Annotated in this window: 12 protein-coding genes; 8 read left to right on the forward strand and 4 right to left on the reverse strand. The window is 73.9% G+C overall.

The genetic code is table 11. The features are described 5' to 3' along the window. The 6 genes from ACXJKF_RS07015 to ACXJKF_RS07040 all read left to right on the forward strand — a co-directional run bounded on the left by ACXJKF_RS07015 (position 1) and on the right by ACXJKF_RS07040 (position 8,700). Positions 1-507 carry an NUDIX domain-containing protein gene (locus tag ACXJKF_RS07015; protein ID WP_456787010.1) on the forward strand — a complete coding sequence of 169 codons (507 nt, stop codon included), beginning with the start codon at positions 1-3 and terminating at the stop codon, positions 505-507. A 101-nt stretch (positions 508-608) separates the two neighbouring features. Then, a complete protein-coding gene (gene efeU / locus ACXJKF_RS07020; protein ID WP_456787011.1) occupies positions 609-1,490 on the forward strand; it encodes an iron uptake transporter permease EfeU in 882 nt (293 codons plus the stop codon). A 31-nt stretch (positions 1,491-1,521) separates the two neighbouring features. Next, positions 1,522-2,724, forward strand: a complete 1,203-nt coding sequence (efeO, locus tag ACXJKF_RS07025) for an iron uptake system protein EfeO (protein ID WP_456787012.1) — start codon at positions 1,522-1,524, stop codon at positions 2,722-2,724. Between the two features lie 14 nt (positions 2,725-2,738). Then, positions 2,739-4,088: an iron uptake transporter deferrochelatase/peroxidase subunit gene (gene efeB, locus ACXJKF_RS07030; RefSeq protein WP_456787013.1), complete on the forward strand. Its 1,350-nt coding sequence runs from the start codon at positions 2,739-2,741 to the stop codon at positions 4,086-4,088. 23 nt (positions 4,089-4,111) lie between these two features. Beyond that, the gene (locus ACXJKF_RS07035) at positions 4,112-6,088 is read left to right on the forward strand and encodes an endonuclease/exonuclease/phosphatase family protein (protein WP_456787014.1); all 1,977 of its coding nucleotides are present in this window, start codon (positions 4,112-4,114) and stop codon (positions 6,086-6,088) included. Positions 6,089-6,360: 272 nt separating this feature from the next. Then, on the forward strand, positions 6,361-8,700 hold the full coding sequence (locus ACXJKF_RS07040) for a TIM-barrel domain-containing protein (protein ID WP_456787015.1): 2,340 nt from the start codon (positions 6,361-6,363) through the stop codon (positions 8,698-8,700). A 103-nt stretch (positions 8,701-8,803) separates the two neighbouring features. On the opposite strand, the gene ACXJKF_RS07045 is transcribed toward ACXJKF_RS07040, so the two are convergent. The 4 genes from ACXJKF_RS07045 to ACXJKF_RS07060 form a co-directional block, all read right to left on the reverse strand. Further along, the gene (locus ACXJKF_RS07045) at positions 8,804-9,136 is read right to left on the reverse strand and encodes a type II toxin-antitoxin system PemK/MazF family toxin (protein WP_456787016.1); all 333 of its coding nucleotides are present in this window, start codon (positions 9,134-9,136) and stop codon (positions 8,804-8,806) included. Next, positions 9,133-9,402 carry a hypothetical protein gene (locus tag ACXJKF_RS07050; RefSeq protein WP_456787017.1) on the reverse strand — a complete coding sequence of 90 codons (270 nt, stop codon included), beginning with the start codon at positions 9,400-9,402 and terminating at the stop codon, positions 9,133-9,135. The genes ACXJKF_RS07045 and ACXJKF_RS07050 overlap by 4 nt, the downstream gene beginning before the upstream one ends. A gap of 28 nt (positions 9,403-9,430) precedes the next feature. Then, positions 9,431-10,438: a S66 family peptidase gene (locus ACXJKF_RS07055; RefSeq protein ID WP_456787018.1), complete on the reverse strand. Its 1,008-nt coding sequence runs from the start codon at positions 10,436-10,438 to the stop codon at positions 9,431-9,433. Between the two features lie 126 nt (positions 10,439-10,564). Then, positions 10,565-12,016 carry an NAD(P)H-quinone dehydrogenase gene (locus ACXJKF_RS07060; protein WP_456787019.1) on the reverse strand — a complete coding sequence of 484 codons (1,452 nt, stop codon included), beginning with the start codon at positions 12,014-12,016 and terminating at the stop codon, positions 10,565-10,567. Positions 12,017-12,070: 54 nt separating this feature from the next. On the opposite strand from ACXJKF_RS07060, the gene ACXJKF_RS07065 reads away from it, so the two are divergent. Together ACXJKF_RS07065 and ACXJKF_RS07070 are read left to right on the forward strand one after the other, a co-directional pair. Next, the gene (locus ACXJKF_RS07065; protein WP_456787020.1) at positions 12,071-12,910 is read left to right on the forward strand and encodes a purine-nucleoside phosphorylase; all 840 of its coding nucleotides are present in this window, start codon (positions 12,071-12,073) and stop codon (positions 12,908-12,910) included. Positions 12,911-12,976: 66 nt separating this feature from the next. Beyond that, positions 12,977-15,565 (forward strand): molybdopterin oxidoreductase family protein, encoded by a 2,589-nt coding sequence (locus ACXJKF_RS07070; RefSeq protein WP_456787021.1) that lies wholly within the window; start codon positions 12,977-12,979, stop codon positions 15,563-15,565. The last annotated feature ends 1 nt before the right edge of the window (position 15,566 follow it).

A 15,566-nucleotide genomic window follows, 5' to 3' on the forward strand; every position in this document is an offset into this window, starting at 1 on the left:
GTGAGCGACGCGCCCCCCGCCCACCGCCAGCGCCAGCCCGGCGACGGCTGGGTCGAGTGCGCGTGCGGCCGTCGGCACTGGGGTCTGCACGGCGCCGCGGGGCTGCTGCTGGTGCGCCGCGACCCCGACGGCACCCCGGTCGCCGTCGTCCTGCAGCACCGGGCGCTGTGGAGCGACCAGGGCGGCACCTGGGGCGTGCCGGGCGGCGCCCGGATGCCCGACGAGTCCCCGGAGCACGCGGCGCTGCGAGAGGCCGAGGAAGAGGCCGGCATCGACCGCGCGAGCGTCCGGCTGTGCGAGTCGCGCGTGCTGCAGCACGACGACTGGTCCTACACGACCGTGATCGCCGACGAGGTCGGCCCCGTCTCCCCCACCGTCACCGACGCCGAGAGCGTCGAGCTGCGCTGGGTGCCGGTCGGCGAGGTGGTCGACCTCCCGCTGCTCCCCGCGTTCGCCGCGGCGTGGCCGATGCTGCTCACCCGGATCGTGGCCCTCGGCGACCGGTGACCCGCGTCACCCTGGGACCGTCTCGCGCCCGACTCGTCCTGGGGAGTACTGTCCGCTGGTGAGGTAAGGCTCGCCTCATCATCCCCAGCCGAAAGCCCCCCATGCTCGCGAACTACCTGATCGGTCTGCGCGAAGGCCTCGAGGCCGCGCTGGTCGTCAGCATCCTCGTCGCCTACCTGGTCAAGACCGGTCGCCGCGACCACCTGCCCGCACTGTGGGCCGGCATCGGCATCGCGATCGCCGTCTCGCTCGGGTTCGGTGCGCTGCTGACCTTCGGCCCCTCGGGGCTGTCGTTCGAGGCGCAGGAGGCCATCGGCGGGACGTTGTCGATCGTCGCGGTCGGACTGGTCACGTGGATGATCTTCTGGATGGCGCGCACGGCCCGGCACATGAAGTCCGACCTGCACCACAGGCTGGACGACGCCCTCTCCGCCGGCAAGAAGGCCGTCGTCGTCGTCGCGATGCTCGCCGTGGGGCGGGAGGGCCTGGAGACCGCGCTGTTCCTGTGGGCGAGCGCGCAGGCCACCAGCGGCACGGCCGTGAACGCGAGCCCGAACCTCGCCCCGCTGGTCGGTGCGGCCCTCGGCCTCGGCACCGCGGTGCTGTTCGGCTGGCTCATCTACCGGGGCGCGCTGCGCCTCAACATGCGCGTGTTCTTCGCCTGGACCGGCCTGTTCCTCGTGGTCATCGCCGCGGGCGTGCTCGCGTACGGCGTCCACGACCTGCAGGAGGCCGGGATCCTGCCCGGCCTGAACAACCTCGCGTTCGACGTCTCCGCGACCGTCCCCCCGAGCAGCTGGTACGGCACCGTGCTCAAGGGCGTCTTCAACTTCTCGCCGGCCACGACGTGGCTCCAGCTGGTCGCCTGGACGGCCTACCTCGTCCCGACCATGTACTTCTTCATCCGCACCACGTGGGGCTCCGCGCCCGCTCGGCCGACGGCCCCCGCCGTGCAGCCCGCCGTGCGCGCCTCCGCCGCCTGACCCCCACCAGCACCGTTCTCCGAGGAGACCCATGTCCCGCCGCCCCACGTTCGTCGCTGCCGCCCTGGCCGCGCTCGTCCTGCCGCTGGTCGCGGCGTGCGTCCCCAACGACCCGGCGGCGGCCAGCGCATCCGGCGGTGCGGGCGTGCTGACGGTGACCTCCACGGCGGACGCGTGCGAGGTGTCCGCGGCCGAGGTCGACTCCGGCACCGTGCGGTTCGCGGTGACCAACGACGGCGACGACGTCACCGAGTTCTACCTGCTCGGCGAGGACGGGCTGCGCGTGATCTCCGAGGTCGAGAACGTCGGCCCCGGCCTGACCCGGGACCTCGTCGTCCAGGTCAAGCCCGGCACGTACTACACGGCGTGCAAGCCCGGCATGGTCGGTGACGGCATCCGCGCGGAGTTCACCGTGAACGACAGCGGTGCCGACGTGGGGCCCACCGGTGACACCGCCGACCAGCTCGCGGCCGCCGAGGCGTCGTACGTCGCGTACGTGAAGGACCAGGTGGGCTCGCTCATCGCCGGCACGGAGGAGTTCGCCGCCGCGTACACCGCGGGCGACGACGAGACCGCCAGGTCGCTGTACGCCGACACCCGCGCGCACTGGGAGCGGGTCGAGCCCGTCGCGGAGTCGTTCGGCGACCTGGACCCGCTGCTCGACCTGCGCGAGGCGGACGTCGAGGAGGGCGCCACCTGGAGCGGCTGGCACCTCATCGAGAAGGACCTGTGGCAGCCGGCGCCCGACGCCAACGGCGGGGTGGCCTACGTGCCGCTGACGCCGGAGCAGCGCGAGGCCGCCGCAGCCGACCTGGTGACGTACACGCAGCAGCTGGTCGACGAGGTCACCTCCCCCGACTTCACGTTCGAGGCCTTCCAGATCGCCAACGGCGCCAAGGAGCTGCTCGACGAGGTCGCCACCGGCAAGGTCACCGGCGAGGAGGAGATCTGGTCGCACACCGACCTGTGGGACTTCCAGGCCAACGTCGACGGCGCGCGCGTGGGCTACGAGGTGCTCGCGGACGTGGTCGAGGCCGAGAACCCCGAGCTGGCTGACACACTGGCCACCCGGTTCGAGGAGATCGACGCGCTGCTGGCCGAGCAGGGGTCGCTGGAGACCGGCTTCACGTACTACGACGAGCTCACGGACGCGCAGGTCAAGGAGCTCGCCGCCGCGGTCGACGCGCTGTCCGAGCCCCTGTCCCAGCTCACCACCACGGTGACGGGCGCCTGACCGAAGGAGCGCACGTGCAGGACGGGACAGGCCCCGGGAGCAGTGGCATCTCGCGGCGCGCCGTGCTCGGCCTCGGTGGCGGCCTCGCCGCCGCCGGGGTCGTCGCGGGCTTCGGCGTCGGTCGCGCGACCGCGCCCGAGCCGGCGGTGGCGAGCACGGCCGCCGGGACGTACCCGTTCACGGGCGTGCACCAGGCCGGCATCGTCACGCCTGCGCAGGACCGGCTGTACCTCGCGGCGTTCGACCTCACGACGACGTCGCGCGACGAGCTGGTCGCGCTGCTCCGGCGCTGGACCACGATCGCCGCGCGGCTCACGCAGGGTCTGTCCGCCGGACCGTTCGGGCCGGCGTCGGGACCGTACGACGCTCCCCCGGACGACACCGGCGAGGCCGCGGACCTCCCCCCGGCGGGCCTGACGATCACGTTCGGGTTCGGCCGGTCGATGTTCGTCGGCACCCCCGGACCCGACGGGACCCCCGGCGAGGACCGGTTCGGCCTCGCGGACCGGCTGCCCGACGGGCTCGTCGCGCTCCCGCACTTCGCCGCCGACGACCTCGATCCCGCCCGCAGCGACGGCGACCTGGTGGTCCAGGCGTGCGCGGACGACCCGCAGGTGGCGGTGCACGCGATCCGCAACCTGTCCCGGGCCGCGTTCGGGTCCGCGACGATCCGCTGGACGCAGCTCGGCTACGGCCGCACGTCGTCGACGAGCACCGCGCAGAAGACCCCGCGCAACCTGTTCGGGTTCAAGGACGGCACCGCGAACGTCAAGGCGGAGGAGACCGACGCGCTGGAGGAGCACATCTGGGTTCCGGCGTCGTCCGACCAGGGCTGGCTCGCCGGCGGCTCGTACCTGGTCGCCCGCCGGATCCGGATGCGGATCGAGACGTGGGACCGCACCTCGCTGCGCGAGCAGGAGAACCTCGTCGGCCGCACCAAGGGCGAGGGCGCGCCGCTGTCCGGCGGGACCGAGTTCACCGAGCCGGACTTCGCGAAGGAGGGTCGCGACGGTGCACCGCTCATCGCCGTCGACTCGCACGTCCGCCTGGCGCACCCGTCGACCCACGACGGCGCCCGGATGCTGCGCCGCGGCTACAACTTCACCGACGGGAACGACGCGCTCGGCCGGCTCGACGCCGGGCTGTTCTTCCTCGCGTTCGTGCGCGACCCGCGCACCCACTACATCCCCGTGCAGGCGATGCTGTCGCGCGACGACGTCCTCATGGAGTACCTCACGCACACCGGCTCCGGGCTGTTCGCGGTGCCGCCCGGCGTGCCGGACGGCGCGCTGGTCACCGGCGAGGACGGCACGCCGGTGACCACCGACGAGAGCCCGTTCGTGGGGCAGCAGCTGTTCGCCTGACCCCGCGGGGTAATCTCGCGCGCGTGACGTCCACCCCGCCCGCTGCTCCCCCCGACGTCACTGCCGTCCGGACGCCCCCCGACGCCGGCACCCCGACCCGGGTCTGGCTCGTCGCGCTGCTGACCGTGATGTGCATCGAGATGATCCGCGCGAGCGGCCCGCTGCTGGACCGGGCGTTCGCGGCGGGCGTCGTGAACGCCGCGCTGACCGCGCTGGGCACCTACGCGGCCGCCGGGCTCGTCGCGGCGCTCCTCCTGCTCGCGGCTCGTCGCACGTCGGGGACCCCCGACGCCCGCACGCTGCTGATCGGCGCCGCCGTGCTGGGGACCCTCCGCCTGGTGATCCAGGCCCTCGACGGTGGTGCGCTGTTCGTCGTCGGCCTCGTCACCGTCGCCGTGGCCGTCGGTGTCCTGACCCTGGCGGTCGCGTTCGTCGCCGGCCGCCCCGCCGGGGGACGTCAGGCCGCGATCGGGCTGATGGTCGGCTGCGGCCTGTCGGTCGGGCTCCAGCTGGTCCTGGGGACCTGGGACGCGGTGTGGCGGGACGGCTGGACCGGCTGGGTGGTCGCCGTGGTCCTCGCACTCGGCGTCGTCGTGACCGCGCGCGGGCTCGTCGCGTTCACCGCCGCGTCGTCGTCGGAGGCGACCGGCCGCCCCCGCCGGCTCTGGGTGCTCGGGCTGTTCCTGGCGCTCGCCGCGATGATCGTCGCCAACCCCGCCTTCGTGGCCTCGCAGTCCGGGGTCGCGCTCGGCTGGGCGGGGCTCGTGGTCGTCGTGGCGAACGCGCTCGGCGCCTGGTCCCTGCTGCGCCCGGACCCGTGGCCCGGCGGGGTGCGCGTGGGTGCCGCGGTGCTGCTGGTCGCCGGGGTCGGGTGCGCACTGTGGCTCACCGGGATCGCCGCGCTGGCGGCCGTGGTGGTGCTCCAGCTGACGCTCGGCATCGTGCTGTCCACGGCGTTCAGCGCGCACCGGCCCGCCCCGCGCGGGATCCCGCGGACGGGCGCGGCGACGCTCGTCGTGGGGCTCGGCACCATCGGCCCGCTCCTGCTCTACATGCTCGACTACGACGTCCCGCTGCCCGTCGACAACGTCTGGGTGATCGTCCTCGCCGCGCTCGGCCTCGCGCTGTCCGGCCTGCGCCGCCGCACCCCCGGGGCCGTCCCCGCGCTCACCAGCCCCGACCGGCTGCCCGCCCGCACCAGCTCCGTGCGTCTCCTGATCCTGCCCGCGGTCGTCCTCGCGGTGATCGGGCTGGTGCCGTCGACCACGAGCACGACCGGGTCCGACGTCCCCGCGCGCGCGGCCGACGAGCCCCTGACGCTCGTCGACTGGAACCTGCACTACGGCGTCTCGCCCCTGACCGCGGTGGACCTGGAGGGCATCGCGGCGACCATCGAGGCGGAGGACCCCGACGTCGTCACGCTGCAGGAGGTCCAGCGCGGCTGGGTGTTCGGCGGCGGCTCCGACATGGCGACGTGGCTGGCCCACCGGCTGGGCATGACCATCCACTTCGCGCCCGCGGCGGACCACCAGTTCGGCAACGCCGTGCTCGCGCGCTCGGAGCTGACCGACGTCGTCGTCCATCCCCTCCCGTACGGTGCCGGCCCGCAGAGCCGGTCCGCCCTGTCGACCACCCTGACCACGGCCGACGGGACGCCGCTGCGCGTGACGTCGATCCACACCCAGCACCGCGAGTCGAACACCCCGACCCGGCTGGAGCAGCTCGAGGCACTCGCCGCGGCGGAGCCCGTCACCCCGCCCGCGATCCTCGCCGGCGACGTCAACGCCGAGCCGGGCTGGCCGGAGATCGAGCTGCTGGAGGCGGCCGGCTGGGTCCCCGCGGGCGACCCCGCGACGCCCACGTCACCCGCCGACGCCCCCGAGTACCGCATCGACTGGGTGTTCGGTCAGGGCGTGACGTTCGATCAGGCGACGGTGCTCACCCGACCGCAGCAGTCCGACCACCTTCCGCTGGTCGCGACCTTCGAGGTCGACGACTGACCGTCCGACCTACTCCGACGTGCGAGCCGCTGCTGGCCGAGCCCGCCCGGGCCACCCAGGACCTGTACGCCGCCCTGGACCCCGTGGTGCAGAGCATCCTGACCATCGAGGACGCGGACGTCGACGCGCTGCTCGCCGCCGCCCAGACCCAGGTGCAGAGCCTGCTCGACCAGGGCTGACGCCCACCCCGGACCGGCGCGGCCGGTCGGGGGTAATCACTCCCCCGCCGGCCGGCCGCGCCCTGCAGCACACCCGAGAGGACACTCGATCGCATGACGTCACGCCAGCCCCTGCCCTCCCGTCCGGTCGCCGACCCGCGCGCCGTCGTCGTCGGGCCGACGTACCGGATCACTGTGCTCACCGACGGGCTGGTGCGGCTCGAGCACTCGGCGGACGGGGTGTTCGAGGACCGGGCGTCGACGTTCGCGCTGCACCGTGACCTGCCCGTGCCCGACTTCCGGGTCATCGAGACGGCGACGCACGTCGAGGTGGTCACGGACCGGTTCCACCTCGTCTACGACCGCCGCCCGTTCAGCACCAGCGGCCTCAGCCTCTCCGTGCTCGGCGGCGTCAGCTCCTACCACTCCGTGTGGCGGTACGGCGAGGAGCCGGCCGGACTGGGCGGGACGGCGCGCACCCTCGACCTGGCCGACGGCGCGATCCCGCTGGAGCCCGGCGTCGTGTCGCGGGAGGGCTTCGCCGTCCTCGACGACTCCCGCTCGATGGTCTTCGGCGACGAGGGCTGGGTCTCCCCCCGCGACGGGTCCCGGACCGACCTCTACGTCTTCGCCTACGGCCACGACTACCCGGCGGCAGTCCAGGCGTTCTACGCGGTCTCCGGCCCGACGCCCCTGCTCCCCCGGTTCGCGCTCGGCAACTGGTGGAGCCGGTTCCACCGCTACACCGCCGACAGCTACGCGGCGCTCCTGGACCGGTTCGACGCCGAGGGGATCCCGTTCTCCGTCGCCGTGATCGACATGGACTGGCACGTCACCGACGTGGACCCGGCCCTCGGCAGCGGCTGGACCGGCTACACCTGGAACCGGTCGCTGTTCCCCGACCCGGCGGCGTTCCTGGCCTCCGTCCACGAGCGCGGGCTGCGCGTCACGCTCAACGTGCACCCCGCCGACGGGGTCCGCCCCCACGAGGACGCCTACCCGGCGATGGCCGCGGCGCTCGGGACGCAGGACGGAGACCCCATCCCGTTCGACGTGACCGACCGCGCGTTCCTCGACGCGTACTTCGACGTGCTGCACCGCGGCCTGGAGGACGACGGCGTCGACTTCTGGTGGCTCGACTGGCAGTCCGGGCCGCACTCGCGCGTCGCCGGCATCGACCCCCTGTGGATGCTCAACCACTTCCACTTCCTCGACAGCGCGCGCGACGGCCGACGGCCCCTGACGTTCTCCCGCTACGCCGGGCCCGGCAGCCACCGCTACCCCGTCGGGTTCAGCGGCGACACCGTCATCTCGTGGGCGTCGCTGGCGTTCCAGCCGTACTTCACCTCGACCGCGTCGAACATCGGCTACGGCTGGTGGAGCCACGACATCGGCGGGCACATGTTCGGCGGCAAGGACGACGAGCTGGCCACCCGCTGGGTCCAGCTCGGGGTGTTCTCGCCGATCCTGCGGCTGCACTCCGGCGCCAACCCGTTCACCGCCAAGGAGCCGTGGACGTTCGAGCCGGCGGCACGCGCGGTGATGACCGAGCACCTGCGTCTGCGCCACCGCCTGCTGCCCTACCTGCACACGATGAACCACCGGGCCGCGACCGACGGCCGCCCGCTGGTCGAGCCGCTCTACCACCGGTGGCCGTCGGCGGAGGAGGCGTACGACCAGCCGAACCAGTTCCTGTTCGGCAGCCAGCTGGTCGTCGCGCCCGTGACGGCCCCCGCCGACCTGCGCACGCGGCTCGCCTCCGTCCGGGCGTGGCTGCCGGCGGGCACCTGGGTCGACGTGCTCACCGGCCTGGTCTACGACGGCGGCCGCGAGCTGCTGCTGCACCGTGACCTGACGAGCATCCCCGTGCTGGCTGCGGCCGGCGCGATCGTCCCGCTCGACGGCGCCCCGGTGCCCGGCAACGACCCGGTGAACCCGTCGTCGCTGGAGGTCCTGGTGGTCGTCGGTGCCGACGGGTGGTTCACCCTGGTCGAGGACGACGGCACCGCCGACGGGGTCGTCCGTACGGAGCTCACGTACTCCGCGGGGGTGTTCACGGTGCACCCGGCCGACGGGCTCGTCGGCGCCCTGCCCCCCACGCGCTCCTGGACCGTGACGTTCCTGGCGTTCGACGGCACACCCGTGGTTCCCGGGTTCGCCGCCCGGCTGGAGCGTCACGACGGGCGCGTGTCGGTGACCGTCGAGGACGTCCCGGTCGACGCCACGCTCACGGTCGAGCTCGGACCGGACCCACAGCTCGCCCCGAACGACGTGGCCGGCCACCTGTTCACGCTGCTGGACCGCGCCCAGATCGGCTACGACCTGAAGTCCCGCATCCAGCAGATCGCCACGTCGGACGCGCCCCTGTCGGTCCGCGTCTCCCACCTGCAGTCCCTCGACCTGCCCACCCCGCTCGCGACCGCCGTCGGCGAGCTCCTCCTGGCCCGCACGTGACGTCGACCCGGACGCGACACCCTGGGCTCGCTCGCCCGTCGAACCCGACGGGGTGCCGTTCAGCGGTTGATGGCGACACGCATGTCAGGTGCATCGCCCGGGCTCAGAGGCCGAGCAGTCTCCGGACGGCCTGCTCCACGCCCAGGACGACGAGCGGGTCGGCGGACCCGAAGCGCGACACAAGGCGCTGCGGCGAGATCGCGGCGGCGTCCTCGCACCGTGCGTAGCTCGTCGCCTTCAGCCCTGAGCTGCCTGGTTCGATCTCGATCCGGGTCGGGGAGAGCCAGGGCGTCCTGGTGATCGGGACGACCGTGACCACGGGCGGGTTCGAGTCCAGCCACGGTTGTGCGCTGAGCACGAGGACGGGCCTGGTGCCGCCCTGCTCGTGCCCGACGGGCTGTCCGAGGTCAGCGAGGTAGATGTCGCCGCGCCTCACCAGTCGCCCGCAGCGCTGATCTGCTCGTCGGCGTCGTCGGCGAGGTTCTCGCGCAGCGTGGCGATCCCGACGTCCCGCTGGACCGAGCGCTGCTCGTCGGTCATAGACGCGTTCGCCTCGTGCACCTGCTGCCAGAACGTCTGCTCGTCCGCCCGGTCGAGCGCGTGCACCAGCGCCCCCGCCAGCGAGGTGCCCTCCAGCGCCGCGAGCGCAGCCAGCCGGTCACGAACGTCCTTCGGCACCTTGATGGTAGTCATCGTGGACATACCGAGAGGGTACCCAGAGGTATACCGACTACACCAGGTGCTGGACCAGCGTGCCCGCGCCCGAGAGGGTGACCTCCGTGGGGGCGCCGTTGACCAGGGCGAGCTGCGGGGGGACGTGGCCGAGGTCCACGTCGTAGAGCACCGGCACGTCCAGCGCGCCGAGCGCGTCCCGCAGGGCGTCGACCTGCGTGTAGTCCGGCTCGTCCGGCGCGCTTGTCCGGCCGACCAGGACGCCGGTCGCGCGGTCGAACCAGCCGGCGAGCCGCAGGTGGTGCAGCATCCGTGCGGCGGCGTACGCGCCGACCTCCCCGACCTCGACGTAGACGAGCAGGTCGTCCTCCGGAGCGAACGCGTCGAGGTTCCCGTACGGCGTGCCCGGCAGCATCGAGATCGTCTCCAGGCAGCCGCCGAGCAGGCGTCCGCGCAGGGTGCCGACCTCGCGGCCCCCCAGGCTGCGCCAGCGCGCGGGCTGCGAGAGCACCTGCTCGGTCACCCCCGGCTCCGCCGCGAAGTCCGGCCACCGCTCCTGACGGTGGCTCGCGGAGCCCTGCGTCAGCGTCGCGCCGGCGGGGGCCGTCGCCACGTCCAGCCAGTGCAGCAGCGGCGACGGCACGCGGAACGGGGTGTCCATCAGCCCCGGCCCGTGCAGGGTCGCCCAGCCGGTGAGCAGCGTCAGCGGGACCATCAGCGTGCTGGTGTCGGAGTAGCCGACGAGCCACGTCGGCTCCGCCCTCGCGATCGCGCCGAAGTCGAGGAGCGGCAGCAGGTCGATGGCGAGCACACCACCCCACGGCGGGACGACCGCGCGGATGCGGGGGTCGAGGAGCATCGCCGTCAGCTCGGCGGCACGCTCGGGCGCCGGGGCGCTCGTCGGCCCGGACCCGTCCATGCACTGCCCGACCTCGACCTCGAACCCGCGGCGGCGCAGGTCCGCGACGCAGAAGTCGAGCCGCGGCCGCAGGCTGTCGGGCACCCCCGACGACGGCGAGGTGACGCCGATGACGTCACCGGGTCGCAGGGGTGCGGGGTAGCGCATCAGTGACCTCTCTCGTTGTCGGACCGGTCATCCGCGCCGAACCGGCGATGAGTGCCGCGAACCTACCGGCTCGCGGCACTCATCGGCGGTTCGAACGCGACAACGGGCGAGTGCGACGGCGGTTCGTCAGTCGTCGATGCGGTGGTGGAGGATGCGGGCGACCTCGGCGATCGTGCCGGACATCGACGGGTAGACCGTCGCGGTCTCGGCCAGCTGGTCGGTGGTGAGGCGGTGCGTCACGGCGAGCGTCAGCGGGTAGATCGACTCGCTGGCCCGGGGGCCGACCACCACGGCACCCAGCACGGTCCCGGTGCCGGCGTGGGCGAAGATCTTGATGAACCCGTCGCGCACGCCGAGCATCTTGGCGCGCGGGTTGCGGGCCAGCGGCAGCATGCTGACCGAGTACTTCACGCCCTGCTCCGTCAGCCGCGCCTCGGAGGAGCCGACGGTCGCGATCTCGGGCGACGTGAAGATGTTGGCGGACACCCCGCGCAGGGACAGCGGCTTGACGGCGTCACCGAGCGCGTGGGCCATCGCGAGCCGGCCCTGCATGGCCGCGACGGACGCCAGGGGCAGCACGCCGGTCACGTCACCGGCGGCGTAGATCCCGCGGACGTTGGTGCGGGACACCTTGTCCACCTCGATGTGCCCGGACGGGGTGAGCCGGACACCGGCCTCCTCCAGACCGAGCCCGTCGGTCGTCGGGATGGAGCCGACCGCGAACAGGACGTGCGACCCCTCGACGACGCGGCCGTCGGCGAGGGTGACCTCGACGCCGTCGGCGGTCCGCTGGGCGCCCGCGGCGCGGGACTGGGACATGACCGTCATGCCGCGGGTCTTGAACACGTCCTCCAGCAGCTGGGCGGCGTCCGCGTCCTCGCCCGGCAGCACGCGGTCACGGCTGGAGACGAGCACGACGTCGGCGCCGAGCGAGGTGTACGCCCCGGCGAACTCGGCGCCCGTGACTCCCGAGCCGACCACGATCAGCCGCTTCGGCAGGGCGTCGAGGTCATAGAGCTGGGTCCAGGTGAGGATCCGCTCGCCGTCGGGCCGTGCGGTGTCCAGGGTGCGCGGCGTCGCCCCGGTGGAGACCAGCACGACGTCGGCGTCGAGCGTGAGGTCCTCGACCCCCTCCTGCCGCGTCACGACCACGCGCGACGGGCCGTCGAGCCGCCCCCGGCCGATCACGATCTTCACGCCCTCGCGCTCCAGGCGCGCGCGGATGTCGGCGGACTGCGCGGCCGCGAGCGCCTTGACGCGCGTGTTCACGGCGGCCAGGTCGATGCGGTGACGCAGCTGCTCGAGCGTCCCGCCGACGGCGCCCGACAGCGGCGTGCCGTCGAGCCGGATGCCCAGCTCGGGCGCGCGGTCCGCGATCGTCATCCACTCGGCGGTGGCGATGAGCGTCTTGGAGGGGACCACGTCGGTCAGCACCGCGGCGCCGCCGAGCCCGGCGGCCTCGACGACGGTGACGTCCGCCCCGAGCCGACGGCCGACGAGGGCCGCCTCGTAGCCTCCGGGTCCGCCGCCGACGATGACGACGCGGGCGGCGGGCGATTCTGCTGCGGGGGTGCTCACGAGCATCCATTCTGCCCGTCCGGCGGCCGACGGCCAGCGCGTTAGCCTCGGTCCATGAGCGACGTCACACCTGCCCCTGACCTCGACGACCCCGCGACCGACCCGTTCGACGTCGCCCGCGAGGCGGCGGCCTACATCGCGCAGGCCACGGGCGTGGAGCGTCACCACGTGGCCCTCGTGCTCGGGTCGGGATGGGGCGGCGCCGCGGAGCTGCTGGGCGAGACGGTCGCGGAGCTGCCCAGCCACGACGTCCCCGGGTTCGCCGCACCGGCCGTCGTCGGGCACGTCGGCACCATCCGGTCCATCCGGATCGAGGGCACCGACCGGCACGCGCTGGTCCTCGGCTCCCGCACCCACCTGTACGAGGGCCGCGGGGTGCGCCGCGTGGTGCACGGTGTCCGGACCGCGGCCGCGACGGGCGCGTCGACGATCGTCCTGACCAACGGCTGCGGCGGCCTCAACCCGGCGTGGGGCCCGGGGACGCCGGTGCTGATCAACGACCACCTCAACCTCACCGCGACCTCCCCGCTGGAGGGAGCGACGTTCGTCGACCTCACCGACCTGTACTCCAGCCGCCTGCGGGCTGTCGCACGCGAGGTCGACCCGACGCTCGACGAGGGTGTCTACGTGCAGTTCCGCGGCCCGCACTACGAGACACCGGCCGAGGTGCGGATGGCCGGCACGCTCGGCGGCGACCTCGTCGGCATGTCCACCACCCTGGAGGCGATCGCGGCACGTCAGGCGGGCATCGAGGTGCTCGGCATCTCGCTGGTCACCAACCTCGCCGCGGGCATCAGCCCCGAGCCGCTGTCCCACGCGGAGGTCCTGGAGGCCGGTCGCGCGGCGGGCCCGCGGATCAGCGCGCTGCTCGCCCAGATCGTGCGACGCCTCTAGCCAGGGGAAACCCGGCGGTAACCCGGCGGCAGGCTGCACGTAACGGGCGCACCGCACGATCGAGCGATGAGGCAGGAGCTCGCGTCGCCGACCGCCGGACCGGGCTCGGCCGCGGCCCGGACCGTCGCGACGCACTGCCCGTACTGCGCGCTGCAGTGCGGCATGTCCCTGTCGGTCACGCCGCGCACGGACGCGGAGCGGCCCGACGTGCGCCTGGCCCCGACGGACTTCCCGACCAACCGCGGCGGGCTGTGCGCGAAGGGCTGGTCGGCGGCGGACCTGCTGACCCACCCCGACCGGCTCACCGCTCCCCTGGTGCGGACGGTCGCCGGTGACCGCTCGTCGCCGCTGCGGCCCGCGACGTGGGACGAGGCGCTCGACGCGGTCGCCGCCGCCGTCCGGTCGACGCAGCGCCGGTACGGGCGGGACGCCGTGGGCTGCTTCGGCGGCGGCGGGCTGACCAACGAGAAGGCGTACCTGCTGGGCAAGTTCGCCCGGACGGTGCTGCGCACGCGGTCGATCGACTACAACGGCCGGTGGTGCATGTCGTCGGCGGCCGCCGCGGCGACGCGCACGTTCGGGATCGACCGCGGGCTGCCGTTCCCGGTGGCGGACCTGGCGCTCGCGGACGTGCTGCTGCTGGTGGGCGCCAACCCGGCGGAGACGATGCCTCCGCTCATGCACCACCTGGAGGCGGGCCGCGAGCGCGGTGCGCGCCACGTCGTCGTCGACCCGCGCACCACGGCCACGGCCCGGACGGCGCAGGTGCACCTGCAGCCGCGGCCCGGTACCGACGCCGCGCTCGCGAACGGCCTGCTGCACCTGGTGGTGCGTCGGGGGTGGGTGGACGAGGAGTACGTCGCGGCCCGGACGGCCGGGTTCGACGTGGTCCGCGAGGCGGTCACCGGGTACTGGCCGGACCGGGTCGAGCGCATCACGGGCGTCCCCGCGGCGGACCTCGAAGCCGTGGCGGAGCTGCTGGGCACGGCGGCGTCGGCGATGGTGATCACGGCCCGCGGTGCGGAGCAGCACGCGTCGGGCACGGCCACGGCGCAGGCGTTCATCAACCTCGCGCTGGCGCTCGGGCTGCCGGGCCGGCCGGGGTCGGGGTACGGGACCCTCACGGGCCAGGGCAACGGTCAGGGCGGCCGCGAGCACGGGCAGAAGGCCGACCAGCTGCCCGGCTACCGCAAGATCACCGACCTCGCGCACCGGGCGCACGTCGCGGGCGTGTGGGGCGTGGACCCCACTCGGCTGCCGGGTCCGGGGATGTCCGCCACGGAGATGCTGCGCGCGCTCGGCACGCCCGGCGGGGTGCGGACGCTGCTGCTGCTCGCGTCGAACGTCACCGTCTCGGCCCCCGACGCCGGAACGGTGACCGACCGGGTCGACTCCCTCGACTTCCTCGTCGTCGCCGACCTGTTCCTCTCCGAGTCGGCCGCCCGCGCGGACGTCGTGCTGCCCGTGGCGATGTGGGCCGAGGAGGACGGCACGATGACGAACCTGGAGGGCCGGGTGCTGCGCCGCCGCCGCGCGCTCGACCCACCGTCGGGCGTGCGGACGGACCTCGACGTCCTCGCGGGCATCGCCGACCGGCTGGGCCACGGGCACCTCATGACGACGGACGCGGGGGCCGCGTTCGACGAGCTCGGCCGGGCCAGCGCGGGCGGCGTGGCCGACTACGGCGGCATCACCTACGACCGCATCGACGACGAGCAGGGCGTGTTCTGGCCGTGCACCGACGCCGCGGACCCGGGCACGCCGCGGCTGTTCGTAGACCGGTTCGGGCGTCCCGACGGACTCGCCCGGTTCACCCGGGCCGAGTTCCGCGAGCCGGCGGAGCGGACCGACGCGGAGTTCCCCTACGTCCTGACCACCGGACGGCTCATGCGGCAGTACCAGAGCGGCACGCAGACCCGTCGGGTCGCCGCGCTCGCCGGAGACGAGGTGGGCACCGACGGCACCGTCCTGCCGCACGCCGAGCTGCACCCCGACCTGGCCCGCGTCTGCGGGGTCGTCGAGGGCGAGCCGGTGCAGCTGCGCACCCGCCGGGGCGTCGCGGTGTTCCGGGCGCGGCTGACCCCCGGCATCCGGACCGACACCGTGTTCGTCCCGTTCCACTGGTCGGGTCGGTCCCGCGCGAACACCCTCACGAGCGACGCCCTGGACCCGGTGTCCCGCATGCCGGCGTTCAAGGCCTGCGCCGTGGCCGTCTCCCCTCTGCCCGCACGCAGCACGCCACCGGCCGGCACCACCACGGAGCGCAGCCGTGCGCCGTGGCCGCCGGCCCGACCGAAGGGACTTGCCTTGGACAGTCACCCGACCTTCCTGCAGGGCGTCTACGCGCTGACCGGCAAGGGCCTCGCCGCCCCGGAGCTGCTGGACCCGGGCCTGAGCTACACCGTGCCCGACGGTGCGGTCGCGCAGACGGTGTACTTCCGTGGCGGGAACAGCACCGACGAGCTCGTCGTGGTGGTGCTGGTGCGCGACGGGGTGCCGATGCGGTACTTCCCCATCGGCGCCAAGAGCGACGTGCACGTCCCCCTGCGGGTCGTCGAGGACCTGGAGCCGGGCACCACCCTCGAGGTGCACGCGGCCGGTGCGGCGGGCGTCTCGGGTGTCGTCATCATCGACCTCGGTCTCGTGGAGGTGTGAC

The sequence above is a fragment of the Cellulomonas sp. P5_C5 genome (assembly GCF_054049655.1).

Bases quoted from the DNA above. Each gene is read 5' to 3' on its own strand.
- efeU (WP_456787011.1), top strand. From the start codon at position 609: ATGCTCGCGAACTACCTGATCGGTCTGCGCGAAGGCCTCGAGGCCGCG.
- efeO (WP_456787012.1), top strand. From the start codon at position 1,522: ATGTCCCGCCGCCCCACGTTCGTCGCTGCCGCCCTGGCCGCGCTCGTC.
- ACXJKF_RS07040 (WP_456787015.1), top strand. From the start codon at position 6,361: ATGACGTCACGCCAGCCCCTGCCCTCCCGTCCGGTCGCCGACCCGCGC.
- ACXJKF_RS07050 (WP_456787017.1), bottom strand. From the start codon at position 9,402: ATGTCCACGATGACTACCATCAAGGTGCCGAAGGACGTTCGTGACCGG.
- ACXJKF_RS07055 (WP_456787018.1), bottom strand. From the start codon at position 10,438: ATGCGCTACCCCGCACCCCTGCGACCCGGTGACGTCATCGGCGTCACC.
- ACXJKF_RS07065 (WP_456787020.1), top strand. From the start codon at position 12,071: ATGAGCGACGTCACACCTGCCCCTGACCTCGACGACCCCGCGACCGAC.
- ACXJKF_RS07070 (WP_456787021.1), top strand. From the start codon at position 12,977: ATGAGGCAGGAGCTCGCGTCGCCGACCGCCGGACCGGGCTCGGCCGCG.